The 15,525-nt window shown below is 61.5% G+C and carries 18 protein-coding genes and 1 pseudogene; 9 read left to right on the forward strand and 10 right to left on the reverse strand.

Translation table 11 applies throughout. The features are described from left to right. A complete protein-coding gene (locus tag CXY75_RS09860; protein ID WP_104082649.1) occupies window positions 1–330 on the forward strand; it encodes a metal-sulfur cluster assembly factor in 330 nt (109 codons plus the stop codon). Between the two features lie 206 nt (window positions 331–536). Here CXY75_RS09860 and CXY75_RS09865 read toward each other — a convergent pair whose 3' ends face one another. After that, window positions 537–875 carry a molybdopterin-dependent oxidoreductase gene (locus tag CXY75_RS09865; RefSeq protein WP_199182421.1) on the reverse strand — a complete coding sequence of 113 codons (339 nt, stop codon included), beginning with the start codon at window positions 873–875 and terminating at the stop codon, window positions 537–539. Further along, complete coding sequence (locus CXY75_RS09870; protein ID WP_146069433.1) at window positions 848–1,141, reverse strand: hypothetical protein; 294 nt, start codon at window positions 1,139–1,141, stop codon at window positions 848–850. The genes CXY75_RS09865 and CXY75_RS09870 overlap by 28 nt, the downstream gene beginning before the upstream one ends. Before the next feature lie 145 nt (window positions 1,142–1,286). On the opposite strand from CXY75_RS09870, the gene CXY75_RS09875 reads away from it, so the two are divergent. Continuing rightward, window positions 1,287–1,934, forward strand: a complete 648-nt coding sequence (locus tag CXY75_RS09875; protein ID WP_104082651.1) for a TetR/AcrR family transcriptional regulator — start codon at window positions 1,287–1,289, stop codon at window positions 1,932–1,934. Between the two features lie 115 nt (window positions 1,935–2,049). After that, the gene (locus tag CXY75_RS09880) at window positions 2,050–3,648 is read left to right on the forward strand and encodes an ABC-F family ATP-binding cassette domain-containing protein (protein ID WP_104082795.1); all 1,599 of its coding nucleotides are present in this window, start codon (window positions 2,050–2,052) and stop codon (window positions 3,646–3,648) included. Between the two features lie 48 nt (window positions 3,649–3,696). Here the strand turns inward: CXY75_RS09880 and CXY75_RS09885 are convergent, their stop codons facing one another. Together CXY75_RS09885 and CXY75_RS09895 are read right to left on the reverse strand one after the other, a co-directional pair. Beyond that, the gene (locus CXY75_RS09885) at window positions 3,697–4,545 is read right to left on the reverse strand and encodes an SURF1 family protein (RefSeq protein ID WP_104082652.1); all 849 of its coding nucleotides are present in this window, start codon (window positions 4,543–4,545) and stop codon (window positions 3,697–3,699) included. A 285-nt stretch (window positions 4,546–4,830) separates the two neighbouring features. After that, window positions 4,831–5,106: a DUF3099 domain-containing protein gene (locus CXY75_RS09895; protein WP_104082654.1), complete on the reverse strand. Its 276-nt coding sequence runs from the start codon at window positions 5,104–5,106 to the stop codon at window positions 4,831–4,833. Between the two features lie 151 nt (window positions 5,107–5,257). On the opposite strand from CXY75_RS09895, the gene CXY75_RS09900 reads away from it, so the two are divergent. Then, window positions 5,258–5,968, forward strand: a complete 711-nt coding sequence (locus CXY75_RS09900; RefSeq protein WP_104082655.1) for a beta-ketoacyl-ACP reductase — start codon at window positions 5,258–5,260, stop codon at window positions 5,966–5,968. 42 nt (window positions 5,969–6,010) lie between these two features. Here CXY75_RS09900 and serB read toward each other — a convergent pair whose 3' ends face one another. Continuing rightward, the gene (serB, locus tag CXY75_RS09905; protein WP_104082656.1) at window positions 6,011–6,664 is read right to left on the reverse strand and encodes a phosphoserine phosphatase SerB; all 654 of its coding nucleotides are present in this window, start codon (window positions 6,662–6,664) and stop codon (window positions 6,011–6,013) included. Further along, window positions 6,661–7,905, reverse strand: a complete 1,245-nt coding sequence (locus tag CXY75_RS09910) for a glucose-1-phosphate adenylyltransferase (protein ID WP_104082657.1) — start codon at window positions 7,903–7,905, stop codon at window positions 6,661–6,663. The genes serB and CXY75_RS09910 overlap by 4 nt, the downstream gene beginning before the upstream one ends. A gap of 79 nt (window positions 7,906–7,984) precedes the next feature. Here CXY75_RS09910 and glgA point away from each other — a divergent pair, with 79 nt between their 5' ends. From glgA to CXY75_RS09925, 3 genes are all read left to right on the forward strand, one after another. Next, a complete protein-coding gene (glgA, locus tag CXY75_RS09915; protein ID WP_104082796.1) occupies window positions 7,985–9,166 on the forward strand; it encodes a glycogen synthase in 1,182 nt (393 codons plus the stop codon). A gap of 71 nt (window positions 9,167–9,237) precedes the next feature. Next, window positions 9,238–10,020: an ABC transporter ATP-binding protein gene (locus CXY75_RS09920; RefSeq protein WP_104082658.1), complete on the forward strand. Its 783-nt coding sequence runs from the start codon at window positions 9,238–9,240 to the stop codon at window positions 10,018–10,020. 181 nt (window positions 10,021–10,201) lie between these two features. Next, complete coding sequence (locus CXY75_RS09925) at window positions 10,202–10,453, forward strand: type B 50S ribosomal protein L31 (RefSeq protein WP_092107894.1); 252 nt, start codon at window positions 10,202–10,204, stop codon at window positions 10,451–10,453. A 69-nt stretch (window positions 10,454–10,522) separates the two neighbouring features. On the opposite strand, the gene CXY75_RS09930 is transcribed toward CXY75_RS09925, so the two are convergent. Next, window positions 10,523–11,209, reverse strand: coding sequence for an exonuclease domain-containing protein (locus tag CXY75_RS09930; protein WP_104082659.1), 687 nt, complete (start codon window positions 11,207–11,209; stop codon window positions 10,523–10,525). A gap of 337 nt (window positions 11,210–11,546) precedes the next feature. On the opposite strand from CXY75_RS09930, the gene CXY75_RS09935 reads away from it, so the two are divergent. Next, on the forward strand, window positions 11,547–12,263 hold the full coding sequence (locus CXY75_RS09935; RefSeq protein WP_104082660.1) for a hypothetical protein: 717 nt from the start codon (window positions 11,547–11,549) through the stop codon (window positions 12,261–12,263). A 238-nt stretch (window positions 12,264–12,501) separates the two neighbouring features. Next, window positions 12,502–12,951: a cytidine deaminase gene (locus CXY75_RS09940; RefSeq protein WP_199182422.1), complete on the forward strand. Its 450-nt coding sequence runs from the start codon at window positions 12,502–12,504 to the stop codon at window positions 12,949–12,951. Here CXY75_RS09940 and CXY75_RS09945 read toward each other — a convergent pair. The 3 genes and pseudogenes from CXY75_RS09945 to treS form a co-directional block, all read right to left on the reverse strand. After that, window positions 12,936–13,394: pseudogene (locus CXY75_RS09945) on the reverse strand (ATP-binding protein); the annotation flags it as partial. The gene CXY75_RS09940 and the pseudogene CXY75_RS09945 sit on opposite strands and share 16 nt — an antisense overlap. Window positions 13,395–13,445: 51 nt before the next feature. Continuing rightward, on the reverse strand, window positions 13,446–13,682 hold the full coding sequence (locus CXY75_RS09950; RefSeq protein WP_104082662.1) for a hypothetical protein: 237 nt from the start codon (window positions 13,680–13,682) through the stop codon (window positions 13,446–13,448). A gap of 110 nt (window positions 13,683–13,792) precedes the next feature. Beyond that, a complete protein-coding gene (gene treS / locus CXY75_RS09955; protein ID WP_104082663.1) occupies window positions 13,793–15,490 on the reverse strand; it encodes a maltose alpha-D-glucosyltransferase in 1,698 nt (565 codons plus the stop codon). Window positions 15,491–15,525 lie beyond the last annotated feature (35 nt).

Below are 15,525 nucleotides of genomic sequence, written 5' to 3' on the forward strand. Positions count from 1 at the left end.
ATGGTCTCAACACTCAGTCCGGCTCGCTTCGACGAGATCGAAGAGGCCCTCAAAGATGTTATGGACCCGGAACTCGGCATCAATGTCGTCGACCTCGGACTCATCTATGATCTCGGTTGGGACGACGAGAATAACGCGCTCATCATTCACATGACCCTCACGTCGGCCGGCTGCCCGCTGACCGATGTACTTGAGGAGCAGACGGCTGAAGCGCTCGATGGCGTCGTTGAGCAGTTCCGCATCAACTGGGTCTGGATGCCGCCGTGGGGGCCGGAGAAGATCACCGACGATGGTCGCGACATGATGCGAGCCCTCGGCTTCGCCATGTAGCTCCACCGTGAACGTACGCAAAAACCCCGACTTCTTCCAGAAGTCGGGGTTTTTGCGTGATCCGCCCAGCAACCAGCCGTCTAGATGGACTGCCGGTATCCGAAGACGTCGTGGTCGTTGTGGTAGCCGCCAAATCCCGCACCGATTTCGAAAAAGTCCTCGACGAATTCGATTCCCTTGATCCACTTCACCATCTTGAATCCCAACTAGGTTTCGTTGCGCAACCGCAGCGGTGCGCCGTGCCCGAATGACACGGTTTCACCGTTCAGGTCGTAGGCCAGCATGGTCAGTTTGTAGCTCATCTGCTCGATGGGCTGAGCGTCATAATATGCGCCACCGTTTAAACCGACCGCGAATGAGTAGAAGATGACCCATTTGGCGTCCGGTTTCGGCTGTACCCGGTTGAGAATGATCTGCATCGAGACGCCGCCCCACTTTGCCACTCCAGACCAACCCCGAATGCAGAAGTGCTGGGTGATCTGATCGTGATAGGCGAGGCCCCGCAATTGCTGCAGGCTCAAACCAGACCGATGGGAATCAACCACAGCAGGTTAAACCATTTGTTCTTGCCGATGCGCACCCGCGGGGCGACGCCGTACTGTGCCGGAACACGGCCTGCCCAGTGGTCATCCACCACGTGATACCGATTGCTGTCCAGTTCCTCCCGACAGCTTCTTCGCGTGCCACCGGCCCCGATGTCTGCTGCCGGAATATTTCGATCAGCCGAATTCGTATCCATACCGTCCCCCATGTGACAAGCAGGGCGCGCACAACGGCGTTGGAGTGCGTTCCACAGCACATTCGTGCCCATCTCCTGCTTCTTACTTGCGCGTATCCTCTAATTTAACGGTATGTACTCCTCAAAAAGAATTTGGTGGGTCAGCTGCTCCGCGAGCGTCACAGTCCTCCGCGTTATTAGCAGATCAATCTATTCAGTAGAACGTTATGCTAGTTGTATGGAAAACGGGGAAAATGGGGCTGTTCGTCGCCGTGCGGCACAGGCTGCGGCGACGCGGGCCGAGATCGTCATGGCCGCCGGGCGGCTGATGCTCGAGCGCGGATATGTCGGCACATCGGTCGTGGCCATAGCCGCGGAAGCTGGTGTGGTGGTGCAGACCATCTACAACTCGGTCGGGTCTAAGGCCGAGCTGCTCGCAGCGGTGCTCGATCGTGTCGCCGAAGAACCGGATGCGCCGTCGCTGCTGTCCGGGGCCACTCGCGAACGCATTAATGAGGCGCGCACCGCGACCGAAGTCATCCGCATCTTGGCCCGGTCAAGCGCGCTCGTGAATGACCGAACCTCGGGAATTCTGCGAATAGTCAGCGAAGCCGCCGTCGTCGACCCTGATGTGGGAGAGTTCGAGCAGAAGCGCGACGCGGCCCGACTGCACGGCTTTGGCGAGGTGGCTGCTGCGCTACGCGAAAAGCGCGGCCTGCGCGGCGGCCCGATTTATAGTGGTGGCCCGAGCGATCATGAAGCCGCGGCGACCATGTGGGCACTGGCCCATCCGCATACCTTTCGCACACTCGTGTTGTCACTCGGCTGGTCGCGTGATGCGTACCTGAATTGGTTGGAAAAGTCACTCCTGGCCGCCCTGCTGTAGTGCCGATCCAGTGCCAGTGTGCCGAGCACAGCCTGAAGGCAAATATACTAGTGAGTTGGGCCTCTGGCTCGCTCGCACTTCACACCCGTACAAACTCTTCGAATGGACTATTGCTGTGCTCAACGTGCAAGATCTCGAAATCCGCGTTGGAGCCCGCGTGCTCATGGAGGGCGTCAGCTTTCGCGTCGCGAGCGGCGACAAAATCGGCCTCGTCGGCCGTAACGGCGCTGGCAAGACGACACTGACGAAGACCCTTGCGGGGGAGACCAACCCGACCAAGGGATCGATCAGCCACTCGGGTGAGATCGGCTACCTTCCGCAGGACCCGCGCGCCGGTGATCCCACTATGCTTGCCCGCACTCGCATCCTCGATGCCCGCGGGCTCGGCACCATCGCCCTGGGCATGCAGGAGTCCAGCATGGCCATGGCCGACCCCGATCCCAAGATCGCCGCCGCGGCCATGAAGAAGTACGGACGTCTGACCGACGAGTTCAACGGCCTCGGCGGCTACTCCGCCGAAGCCGAAGCGGCATCCATCGCCAGCAACCTGAAACTGCCGGACCATATTCTTGACCAGGCCCTGAGCACCCTGTCCGGTGGTCAGCGTCGTCGCATCGAACTCGCTCGTATCCTGTTCTCGGCCGCCGAGATGATGATCCTCGATGAGCCCACCAACCACCTCGACGCCGACTCGGTGGCGTGGCTGCGCGAGTTCGTGAAGAACTATAAGGGCGGCTGTATCATCATCAGCCACGACATCGAACTTGTCGGTGAAACGGTCAACCGGGTGTTCTATCTGGATGCCAACCGCATGATGATCGACATCTACAACATGAACTGGAAGAACTACCTGCTCCAGCGCACAGCTGATGCCGACCGTCGCAAGAAGGAACGCTCCAACGCGGAGAAGAAGGCCTCAACACTGCAGCTGCAGGCCGCAAAGTTCGGGGCCAAGGCCAGCAAAGCCGCCGCAGCCCACCAGATGGTCGCCCGCGCCGCGAAACTCCTCTCCGGGCTCGATGCCGTGCGAGCCGTCGAACGCGTCGCCAAACTGCGCTTCCCCGAGCCAGCACCGTGTGGCCGCACACCGCTCATGGCCAAGGACCTCTCGAAGAGCTACGGTTCCCTCGAGATCTTCACCGCCGTCGACCTAGCGATCGACCGCGGCTCCAAGGTGGTCATTCTCGGCCTCAACGGTGCTGGGAAGACAACCCTGCTGCGAATGCTCGCTGGCGTCGACGAATCAGACACCGGTTCGATCGAGCCCGGTCACGGCCTGCGCATTGGCTACTACGCGCAGGAACACGAGACCATTGACGTCAAGCGTTCGGTACTGGAGAACATGGTTTCCTCCTCACCGAGCATCACCGAGATGGAAGCCCGCCGAGTTCTCGGCTCGTTCCTGTTCACGGGCGACGATTCCAACAAGCCGGCCGGCGTGCTGTCCGGTGGCGAGAAGACACGGCTGGCCTTGGCCATGATCGTGGTCTCGGGCGCCAACGTGCTGCTGCTCGATGAGCCCACTAACAACCTCGACCCCGCTAGCCGTGAGGAGATCCTCGATGCTCTCGCGCACTATGCCGGAGCTGTCGTTCTGGTCAGCCACGATGAAGGCGCAGTGCAAGCCCTCAACCCCGAGCGCGTGCTGATCATGCCAGAGGGTACAGAAGACCACTGGAACAAGGACTACCTCGACCTCATCGAACTGTCCTAACAGCTCGGTACGCCGCTCGACTGTCTGTATCAGGCGAGCGGCGGCGCGCTAGCTCAGTTGACGATCCAGCAATGCGTCTTCAATTTCGGCGTCATTGAGCGGTTTGGCGGCGCGCTTTCGGGCCCGCTCATCGGCTCGTTCGCGTTCGTCGGGGTCTTCGGCATTGACGCTTCGGTACTCCTCGCGCAGTGCCCAGCCCAGGCCGATGAAGGCGAGCAGCCCGAACACGAACCACTGGAAGGCGTAGGAGAGGTGCGGGCCCTCGTCCCGGATCGGTTTCACGACAGCGACCGGGCGTTTCTCCGTCGCGGCGGGACTCTCGGTGTCCATCAGACCGTAGGCCCCGGTATAGGTCGGCTGATCGAACCGTTCGGCAATGGTGCTGAGGTTGATCGTCGCAACCTGGTTACCGCTCGCGGTGCGACCGGGCAGGTCGGGTTCGGTGGCCTTGAGACGGGCGACAACGGTAACCGTTCCGTTCGGCGGTGCCGGAACGGTGTCGGGAGCATCCTGCTCCTGCCCAGTGGGGAGCCAGCCCCGGTTGACGATGAAAATCGTGCCATCGGATAGCAGCAATGGCGTCAGCACTTCGAAACCCGGGTTGACGTTGAGGGGGCGGTTGCGCGCAAGCATCTCGTCGTCGGTGAGATAGGTGCCGGTCAGTTCCACCGGCATCCACTTTTGGGACTCGGTGAAGCCAGTCAGGTCGGGCAGCGCCGCAGTGACGGGGACGGGCTGTGAGTCAAAATTGGAATCGATCTTGAACAATTCGGTCAGGGCTTCGTCGCGGCGAGCCAGCTGCCAGACGCCCAAGCCGGAACACACAGCGGCAAAGAGCATGGTCAACGCGAGGTATCCGGCCCAGCGGCGACTGAACGCGAACTTCCATCCCGTCATTGCTGGTCTCCGAGAGAGTCTTGCGCGCACGGCTCGAGTGCGCGTACCGTCAGTGGAAAGTCCCGCGCGGAAAGAAACTCGCGCAAATAGTCAACGTGTTCATTGCACGCCAGCCAGATTTTCACCCGATCCGTTGAATGGATGCGCGGGTTACGCCAGTCCAGCCGCCAGCGTCCCGCAGCGCGGCAGTCTGCCCGGGAACAGGTCGTCTGGTCCAGGGGCCGTCCCAAGCCGATCATCGCAACTCCCCGATCATCGCGCCGACACGCGCACCCGCGAGAGCACTCACTTGACCTCGTTGTCGCCGCGGTAAACCTCGACGCCGCCCGGCCGCAGTACTTCGGCTGGGGGCGGAGAAATCTTTACGTTCGCAACGACCACGGCGAAGTATGGCAGCAGAATCGCGCCGAGCGCGCAGACCACCAACCACCAGCCGTGCACGAACAGCATGAGCACAATGCAGATGACACGAATTCCCATGGCAAGTGAATATTTGATCATCCGATTGCGGCGTTCAACCTCGGGGGAGGCGGGGAGTGAGGTGATCGACTGCTGCTTCATGGGTCCATCGGATTCGTCTGAGGTGGAAACTCCACTAGGTCAAGCCTACGACTGTACGGCGCCGTTGTGACACGCCTTAAACTTGAATCTGCCGGGTATTTCCCGAACCCGATTAACGACCCAACGCCCAGCGCACCAGGACAGGAATCTCATGACAACGACTAGAACGGTGCTGGTCACCGGCGGTAACCGCGGAATTGGCTTTGCCATCGCCGAAGAGTTCCTCGCCCAAGGGCACCGGGTGGCCGTGACGAGCCGGTCCGGGCATGGGCCGTCCGGGAGCCTCACGGTGCGGGCAGACGTGACCGACGCCGCATCCGTTGATGCCGCGTTCACCGAGATCGAGGCAACCTACGGGCCGGTCGAGGTCGTCGTGGCCAACGCGGGAATCACCCGCGACACCCTGCTCATGCGTATGTCAGAGGACGACTTCACCTCCGTTATCGATACCAACCTCAGCGGCGCCTTCCGCGTGGTCAAGCGCGCAAGCAAGGGCATGCTGAAGGCCAGGTTCGGCCGCATCGTGCTGATTTCCAGCGTGGTTGGGCTCTATGGCTCCGCCGGGCAGGTGAATTATTCGGCGTCGAAGAGCGGCCTGATCGGATTGGCCCGCTCGATCACCCGCGAGCTCGGTGCCCGCGGTATTACCGCAAACGTTGTCGCTCCCGGATTCATTGAAACCGACATGACCGCTGCCCTGCCCGAAGCCCAGCAGGTCGACTACAAGCGAAATATTCCGGCGGGCCGGTTCGCGACTCCCGGTGAAGTTGCGCGCGTGGTCGCTTGGCTAGCCGGTGACGACGCTGCCTACATTTCCGGGGCAGTCATTCCCGTCGACGGTGGCCTCGGCATGGGGCACTGACCGATCAGGCCATCGCAAGCGAACCCCGGTCGGGCTGCTCGTTCAGCCGCGCAGGCCGAGCAGTGGCAGTACCTGGCTGAGGTTGCAGACGTCGATCACGAGGTCAGCCTCACGCTTCACCCGCGGTTTAGCGTTGAACGCGACGGCGAGTCCGGCCGCGTCCATCATGCGGAGGTCGTTCGCTCCGTCACCGACCGCAATGGTCTGCGCGAGTGGGAGCTGTTCCGCGGCTGCCCATTCCCGCAGGGCCACCGCCTTTGCGTCGGCGTCAATGATCGGGCCGATTACGCGACCGGTCAGAAAGCCGCCCTGCGCCTCGAGCCGATTGGCTCGCCAGTAATCAAGCCGCAGGTCTGCGGCAAGCGGGTCAAGCAGCTCATGAAAGCCGCCTGACACCACGCCGACAACACCGCCGCCGGCGTGAATGCCCACGATCAGTTCGTGCACTCCGTCGGTCGGGCGGATGCGTCGCCCCACGTCGGCAAAGACGTTCTCCGGCAGCCCCGCCAGGGTCAACACCCGCTCGCGGAGACTCTCGGCAAAGTCGAGCTCACCGCGCATGGCGCGGTCGGTCACCTCGGCGACGCGATCGCGTGCGCCAGCGGCATCCGCCAGCAGCTCGATCACCTCGTCTTGAATCAGGGTGGAGTCGGCGTCGAGGACGACGAGAAAACGTGCAGCGGTAGCGTGGATCACGGAGTAACGAGCACACCCTTACCGACCACGGTGATGCCGGATTCGGTCACGCTGAAGCCTCGGGCACGGTCACGGTCCCGGTCGACCCCGACGGTGGCGCCGGGTTCGACGATGACTTCCTTGTCGAGGACTGCGCGCCGCACGATGGCTCCGGGCCTAATCTGCACCCGGTCGAAGATGATGGAGTCGACAACCTCGCAGGCGGAGCCGATCGAGGTCCAGGGTCCAAGCACGCTGCGCTCAATGTGAGCGCCAGAGATGACACAGCCCAGCGACACGATCGAGTCGATCATGGTGCCGAGGGCGCCCTTGCCGTCGCGAACAAACTTGGCTGGCGGCGAGTTGAGCTGCATGCTAAAAATCGGCCAGTCCTGGTTGTACAGGTTGAACACTGGCAGCGCCGAAATGAGGTCTTGGTGCGCTTCAAAGAACGAATCGATCGTTCCGACGTCACGCCAGTAGTATCGGTCACGATCCGTTGATCCCGGCACCTCATTGCGTTGCAGGTCATAGACGCCGGCGTCGCCGCGCGACACGAAATCGGGAATGATGTCGCCACCCATGTCGTGACTGGAGTCGGTGCGCTCACCGTCACGCAGTACGGCTTCGATCAGCGCATCGGTGTTGAAGACGTAGTTGCCCATGGAGGCGAACACCTCGTGCGGGGCGTCGGCGAGGCCGACGGCATCCTTGGGTTTCTCCCGAAAGTCCGAGATTCGATCCGGCGTTTTGGCATCCACTTCGATGACGCCGAACTGGTCGGCGAGACCGATCGGCTGGCGAATGGCCGCGACGGTAGCCGACAGTCCAGACGCGATGTGGGCGTCAATCATCTGACTGAAGTCCATGCGGTAAACGTGGTCGGCACCGACCACGACGACGATGTCAGGTTTTTCATCGTGAATGAGATTGAGGCTCTGCAAGATGGCGTCAGCTGAGCCGCTGAACCAACGCTTGCCGAGACGCTGCTGCGCCGGCACCGAGGCGATGTACGAGTTGAACAACCCGCCAGAGACATGCCAGGTTTGCGAGACGTGACGGTCCAGGCTGTGTGACTTGTATTGCGTCAACACGACGATCTGGGTCACACCCGAGTTAATGAGATTGGAGAGGGCGAAATCCACCAGACGGTAATGCCCACCAAAGGGCACCGCCGGCTTGGCCCTGTCCTCGGTCAGCGGCATCAGCCGCTTTCCCTCACCACCCGCGAGTACGATTCCAAAAATCTTCTTGGCCTTCATGTGTACACAGTAGGGCCTCCCCGGCAGGGCGAGGAGCACTATGTCTATGTCTCGTGTCGCCCTGCGCTACCTTTGCTCCATGCGAGTGGATCTGATGACCAAGGAATACCCCCCGGAAATCTATGGGGGAGCCGGTGTACACGTGACCGAGCTGGTGCGCGCTCTTCGACATGACATTGAGGTGAACGTTCGGTGCTTCGGCGCGCCGCGCAACGCCCCCCTCACGTTCGCCTACGACGTTCCAGCCCAATTGGCCGACGCGAACGCGACACTCGGAACCCTCGGCGTTGACCTGCAAATGGCGCAGGATGCCGTCGGCGCCGACCTGGTGCACTCTCACACCTGGTACGCGAATGCCGCCGGACATCTCGCCAAAATGCTCCACGGCATCCCTCATGTCGTTACCGCGCACAGCCTGGAACCGCTGCGCCCGTGGAAGGCCGAGCAACTCGGCGGTGGATATCGCGTGTCAAGCTGGATCGAGAAAACCGCATTTGAAGCAGCGGATGCTGTGATCGCCGTCAGCGACGGCATGCGTCGGGACATCCTGCGCAGCTACCCGGCCCTCGACCCGAGCCGGGTGCACACGGTCTACAACGGCATCGATCTCGAGCAGTGGAAACCAACCCGGGATGAAGGTTTCGTGCGCGGGCTAGGAATAGATCCTGACCGTCCGTCCGTGGTCTTCGTGGGGCGCATCACCCGGCAGAAGGGCCTGCCCTACCTTCTACGGGCGGCCGCACTGCTGCCGCCCGAGGTGCAACTCATACTGTGCGCTGGCGCGCCAGACACCCCTGCCATTCTCGACGAGGTCACCGCTGGAGTCGAGGCACTGCAACAGCAACGCTCCGGTGTTGTCTGGATCAACCGTCTGTTGGCCCAGCACGAACTCGCCGCTGTACTGACTCAGGGCACAGCCTTTGTCTGTCCGTCCATTTACGAGCCCCTCGGAATCGTCAATCTGGAGGCCATGGCCTGCGGCCTCGCCGTGGTGGGTACCGCCACCGGAGGAATCCCCGAGGTCGTCTCCGACGGCGCAACCGGGCGCCTCGTGCCGATCGAGCAAATCACTGACGGCACCGGTACGCCGCTGAACCCCGACAAGTTCGTCGCCGACCTCGCCCGCACCCTCACCGAGGTGGTGAGCGATCCGACCCGCGCAGCCGAAATGGGGCGCGCCGGGCGAGTGCGGGCTGAGAAAGTATTCGGGTGGGCCCAGATCGCCACCCGCACCAGGGAGATTTACGCAGGCCTCCTCTGACCTGGCCGCATCTCCCGGCACGCACGGCTGCACGGTGTGTCGGCAGGCGCGGCGCCCGATAACATGGCTGTATGGTCAACGTTTTGCATTTCACCGACGTCTCCGTCGTCCGCGGTGGCACCGCCATTCTCAACTCTGTGAATTGGAGCGTCGACGATGACCAACGGTGGGTGATTCTCGGCCCCAATGGTGCCGGCAAGACGACGCTGCTGCAGATCGCTGCCGCATTCCTGCACCCGTCGAGCGGGCAGGCTCATGTGCTCGACGAGACGCTCGGCGGAACGGATGTCTTCGAGCTGCGTCCCCGCATCGGCTTCGCCTCAACCGCTTTGGCGCGTAGGGTACCCGGCACCGAAAAGGTATTAGACGTCGTGATGACGGCCGCGTATTCCGTGACCGGCCGATGGAATGAAGAGTATGAGGCAATCGACGAGCGCCGCGCCCAGCGCGTGCTGCAGGAATGGAACCTCGACCATCTTGCCGGTCGCAAGTTCGGCACCCTCAGTGACGGGGAACAGAAACGGGTGCAGATCGCCCGCTCGGTCATGACCGACCCGGAGATTCTCCTGCTCGACGAACCGGCCGCGAGCCTTGACCTCGGCGCCCGGGAATCCCTGCTGCAGCTGCTGGGCGGTTTCGCCCGCGAGGCCAACTCGCCAGCCATTATCATGGTGACCCATCACGTCGAAGAAATTCCCCTCGGATTCACCCACGTACTGCTGTTGGCGCAGGGCAAGATCGTTGCCTCTGGCCCGATCGCCGAGGCGCTCACCGCCGAAACCCTCAGCCAAACCTTCGGTCTCACCATCGAACTCACCGAGACCGACGGTCGCTACGCTGCACGAGCAATCTAGGCCGGAAACTCGCCTTCCGTGCAGCGCTTTACTGCCACAGCTTTCTGCTAAAGTTAGTGGCTGGCCGTCTGGTCAACCAGCTTGTCGTCGTTGTACCGTTGCACGGCGAGTGGGCCCAACAATCGAACAGCACTGTGACCAGTTACAAGTCTGTTCACCAGAAGTGCAAAAGGAAATCTTCATGAAGTCTGACATCCACCCCGAGTACGCTGCCGTCGTGTTCCGCGACCTTGCCTCCGGCGCGACCTTCCTGACTCGTTCGACGGTCTCCAGTAAGAAGACCATCGAGTGGGAAGACGGAACCACGTACCCGGTCATCGACGTGGAAATCTCCTCCGAGTCGCACCCGTTTTACACGGGCAAGCAGCGCATCATGGACTCCGCCGGACGCGTGGAGAAGTTCAACTCGCGCTACAAGGGCTTCGGCAAATAACTTCAGCTTCTCTCAACAAAAAAGCGACCAGCTCCGGCTGGTCGCTTTTTTGTGTCTGGAGCTGGTCAATCAGCGCTGCGGCCAGGAGGTGTCGGCCAGAAATTCGGGATCGCGGCCGCGGCGCATGTATTCCTGGAAGCTTTCCGCCTGTTGCCGATACCAGGTGATTTGCAAGTCATGCAGCTCACCAAGGGAGCTGGGTAGCGCGCCGCCGTGCGCGCGGTGGATCGCTTGCGCCACCCGGCCGGCGGCAATTGCATCCGCACCGGCATCGTGCGCGTCGTCGAGCGTAACACCGTAGAACGCACTCGTGACTTCGAGAGTGCGCTTACCCTTACGGTATTTGTCGACAGCCTTATCGATGACCAAGGGGTCGACTACGGGGCTGGGGGAGACCAGCGGCGCGATGCCGTAGCGCACGGCTTCGCGATCGAGCAAGGTGAGGTCATATGGCGCGTTGTATGCCACGATAGGCAACCCGTCGGCCAAATGCCTGCGGAGGGCAGCAACGATCTCGGCCACGGCCTCTGTGGCGACGCGTCCGTGCTGCACGGCGTGCTCCGTCGTGATGCCGTGCACGTTGGTCGCGCCGACGGGAATCTCGACGCCCGGATCGACGAGCCAGTCGATGCGCTCGACGGCGGCACCGCTCGCGTCGAGAACGGCGACGGTGGCCGACACAATGCGGCAGGTCTCTACGTCGATGCCGGTGGTCTCAAGGTCGAATACGGCGAGGTGATCGCTCCAGGTGCTCATACGTCAACCCTAGGGCCGACCACCGACACTCTTCCGCCGCCCGGGGATAGGGACTGTCACGGGCGTCTCTGCGTACGCCATCACCGTCCATATCCGCATAATCAAATTCGGCATTCGGGAAATCACTAGACGATTGAGTGAAGCGTGAGAGCGCCTTGGAACTTCTTCACGACCGCACCGACCTCGCGATGATCGTTGTTGGCATGCATGGAAGCGACCCGGGATTCCGCCAGTACCCCCGGTTCTAGTCGACTCAATCTGAAACAGTGGGTCGCCGCGACGCAGCCCGACGATGTCATCTCAACGCAAAGAAGACGATAAACACCAAGGGGATTTTATGAAGCGTGTGACAAACTTATTGGCCGTAGCGACCGCAACGGCTGTTATCTTGTCAGGCTGCCAAGCGGAGCAACCCGTTGCGCCTGTTTCGTCAGCGTCGGTTTCTTCGACCCCCGCCCAGACGCATGAACCCACTGCGCAGGAATCTGCTCAGGCGTGGGCGGATAAGACTTTCGGAACGTTCGAGGCTTTCACCGTCACCGGTAGCGGTGCTGATGAAATTGTCTTTCCCGATGACGCTAAATCAGGCTTTTACACCATCTCGTGGGCGCCCGGCCACTGGGCCGATGAGCAGTCCGGCGCGCAGGTTTATGGTGAAGACGGCACGTACCACGAGGCTGGCATGGCAGATTATCAAGGCGATGTCGCCAGTGTCGCGTATGGCTTGGACACCACCGTTGGCCCGGCAGGCTGGATCACCGTCGGGCCCGGCGCGGGCGACTGGTCCATTACCGTATCGCCCATTTCAGCACTTCCAGCACTACCCGAGACCGGCGGCTACGACGCCTATCTGTATGCGGGCGCGGAGCAACCGGTCATCTTCTCGTCCACAAACTCGGGGCGGGTCAACGTTCGACAGTTCAACGGCATCGATCCGACCGACAGCATCCTCCCTCAACAAGACTTCACGGCTGTTGGAACTCTTCTCGCTGGCCCCAGCGTCGTCAACGTCCAGCTGAAAAGCGTGAGCCCCTGGACACGATCCACGAATTAGCGCGGGCGACACGACCTGATCAGCGGTCAGGTCGATGAGGGTGGGGCCTCGAATCAAGCGCAACAGAGCGTGTGCACCTATCACGTACACGGTGTCCTGTAGAGGGTTCGGATATGGGACAAGACCGAGTGTCGTCTATCGGTCGGTCCTGGATCACTGCGGCTGTCCGGTTGGCGAACGCTTAATCAGCCCAAGCGGGACCCCTCGGCGGGGTAGGGATCTCTGGGATACTTCTTGGATGATGGAAGCTGACCAGAATTTGTTTGACCGCGCCGTGGATCAGATGACGCTCCGCTGGCCAGGTGCTTCCGAAGCGGTGGCGGCGGCGGCTTATTTGGATGACGGGTCTATCCTCACGGGGGTTTCGTTGGACAACTTCAACGCGGCTATGAACTTGTGTGCCGAAACGGGTCCCATCTGCGAGGCCTATTCCCAGGGTCGACGAATCGTCGCGTCGATCTGTGTCAGCCGCGAACCTGGCAGGGATGGTTTCACGGTGTTGTCACCGTGTGGAGCATGCCAGGAAAGGCTCGCCATCTGGGGTCCGACGGTAGAGGTCGGTGTCAGTGACGCCAGCAGCTCGTCGGGTTGGTCGAGTCGTCCTCTGCTCGCCGTGAATCCTTACTACTGGGCCGCAGCTTTCGCCGAGGATGACGTTTGGCCATCGGCGGCTCAACACGGGAGTTGATCCTGCAGAGCGCCGCGACGAGTTTCACGGCTACAGACGGTCGTGCCGATTCTGCGTATGCCGAGTCGATAAGAGTGCGTGCCGGTCTCGATGATGGTGCCGTTGAACGTCAACCGGTCAACGATCGCGGCGCAGAGCCTCGGGTCTGTGAATGTTGTCGTCTAGCCGGAGAGGACCCGATCGCGATGGAGTTGTTTTCCTCCCGTTCTGTGCGGGCTTGGAAGAGCAGTTCGGCGCCGCGACGGTCGAGTTCCCTGTAGCCGAGTTCGTCGATCATGAGCAGATCGACGCGGCCGTAACGGGCGATGGTCCGGGCCAGGTTCTTCTCGTCGGCAGCCTCTGCCGGAGTCGCCGATGAGACAAAGCTGACCTCGCCGGACCCAGTCGCGGGTGGCGAGGGTATTGATGGTGGCGGGGTAGATGTCACCGGACATCGCAATGTCTCCGATCATGACGACCTTGCCGGTGAGGCTGCAATCGACACACGGGCCGGCTCAACCCGCTGTTGCGTAAACTTCGACGAGGTCGCTCGCCTCGATGGTCGACGCGACGACCTGTAATTCGCCGCTCGGGTCGGCCAGCAGAAGGCCAGCTGCGGAGGCGTTGAGCACCTCGACGCATTCCTTGAGGAGAGTGCGCGACACCTCGAGAACGTCATATTCGCCCACTGGGGTGTCCGTCATCTTCACTAAGGCGCAGCTCACCAGTGAGGCGCGAATGCGAGCGGCCATGAGGGAATTTTATGATTTTTCGTATAAATTACTCAGTTTCCGAAGTGAAATGTACTGGCAGTTCTGCTCGGTCATAATGACGGCGCCACCGGGTCAGTCACAGGCATTCCTCAGCCGCAATGCAGCCAGTAGAAGCTCTGGGCGCCGAGGGTGAGCGTCAAGGCGCCCTCGTCGTCAAAGCTCGGAAATACAGCTCCGCCGAACAGGTCATACAGCCGCGTTCCGGCCATGTCAGCGTCGTCGATCGTGAAGGCGACCGGGTTGTGCGAGAAGCTGAACACGCACATGACCGTTTCCGGCTGGTCGCCGAACATCGAGCCGGAGCCCGCGTAACTGCGTGTGAACACGAGCACGGATTCGTGGTTGGTTGTGAGTACGCGGATCGTGCCGAGTCCGAAGGTCTGGTGTGCCTTGCGCACGTGGATGACATTGCGAATCCAGTGCAGCAGCGAACCGGACTGCGCCAGCTGCGATTCCACGTTGGTTTGGGTGAAGTTGTAGACGAGGGATTGCACAACGGGCAAAAAGAGCTTGCCGGGATCGGCATCCGAGAAACCGGCATTACGGTCGGGGGTCCACTGCATCGGCGTGCGTGAACTGTCCCGGTCGGGGAGCCAAATATTGTCGCCCATGCCAATCTCGTCGCCGTAATAGAGAAACGGACTGCCCGGCAGGGCAAAGAGTAAAGCGTGAGCCAGTTCCAGCTCGGCCCGTGAATTGTCGAGCAGCGGAGCCAGCCGCCTGCGGATGCCGATATTGGCGCGCATCCGTGGGTCGTAGGCATACCAGCCGTACATGGCCTGCCGATATTCTTCGCTCACCATCTCGAGCGTGAGCTCGTCATGGTTGCGCAGGAAGACGCCCCAGCCGGCGCCGTCCGGAATGTCGGTGGTCTCGGAGAGCACGCGCACGAGCTCGTTGGCCTGCTGCGAGCGCAGGGAGTAGAAGATGCGCGGCATTACCGGAAAATCGAAGGCCATATGGCATTCCGGTTCTTCCTCGGTGCCGAAGAACGCGGCGACCTCGCGCGGCCACTGATTCGCTTCAGCGATCATGACTCGTCCGGGGTACTCCCGATCAACCATGGCACGAAGCCGCTTAACGTACTCGTGGGTGGGTGGCTCGCCCTCGCCGTTGCCCTCGTCGGACTCGAACAGGTAGGGGATCGCATCGAGCCGGAAACCGTCTACCCCCAAGTCAAGCCAGAATCTCACGACGTCGAAGATCGCTTCCTGCACGGCCGGGTTCTCGAAGTTCAGGTCGGGCTGGTGCGAGAAGAAGCGGTGAAAGAAGAATTGGCGTCGCACCGGGTCGAAGGCCCAGTTCGATTCCTCGGTGTCGGTGAAAATGATGCGGACGTTGGGATAGCGCTCGTCGGTGTCGCTCCAGACGTAGAAGTCACCGTACGGGCCGTCTGGATCTGCGCGGGACTGTTGGAACCACTCGTGCTGGTCTGAGGTGTGGTTGAGCGGAAAATCGATCACGATACGCATATTGCGTTCGTGCGCCTTAGTGACGAGGTCTTTGAATTCCTCCAGTGTTCCAAACTCCGGCAGAATTGTGCGGTAGTCGGCCACGTCGTAGCCGCCATCCTTGAGCGGAGAATTGAAGAACGGCGGAATCCACAGGGCGTCGATACCAAGCCACTGCAAGTAGTCCAGCTTCGACACCAGCCCAGAGAGATCGCCGGAACCGTCGGCATTGCTGTCGACGAACGAGCGAACCATCACCTCGTAGAAGACGGCACGGCGATACCAGAGCGGATCGAGTGCCAAACCGGGTAACTGAATGGGGGCGGTGAAACTCACGGCTGTCCTTCCGTCCCGGCAAAGGGCTCTATCTC

Source organism: Cryobacterium sp. Y11 (assembly GCF_002929535.1).
In the GTDB taxonomy this organism is placed as follows: Bacteria; Actinomycetota; Actinomycetes; order Actinomycetales; family Microbacteriaceae; genus Cryobacterium.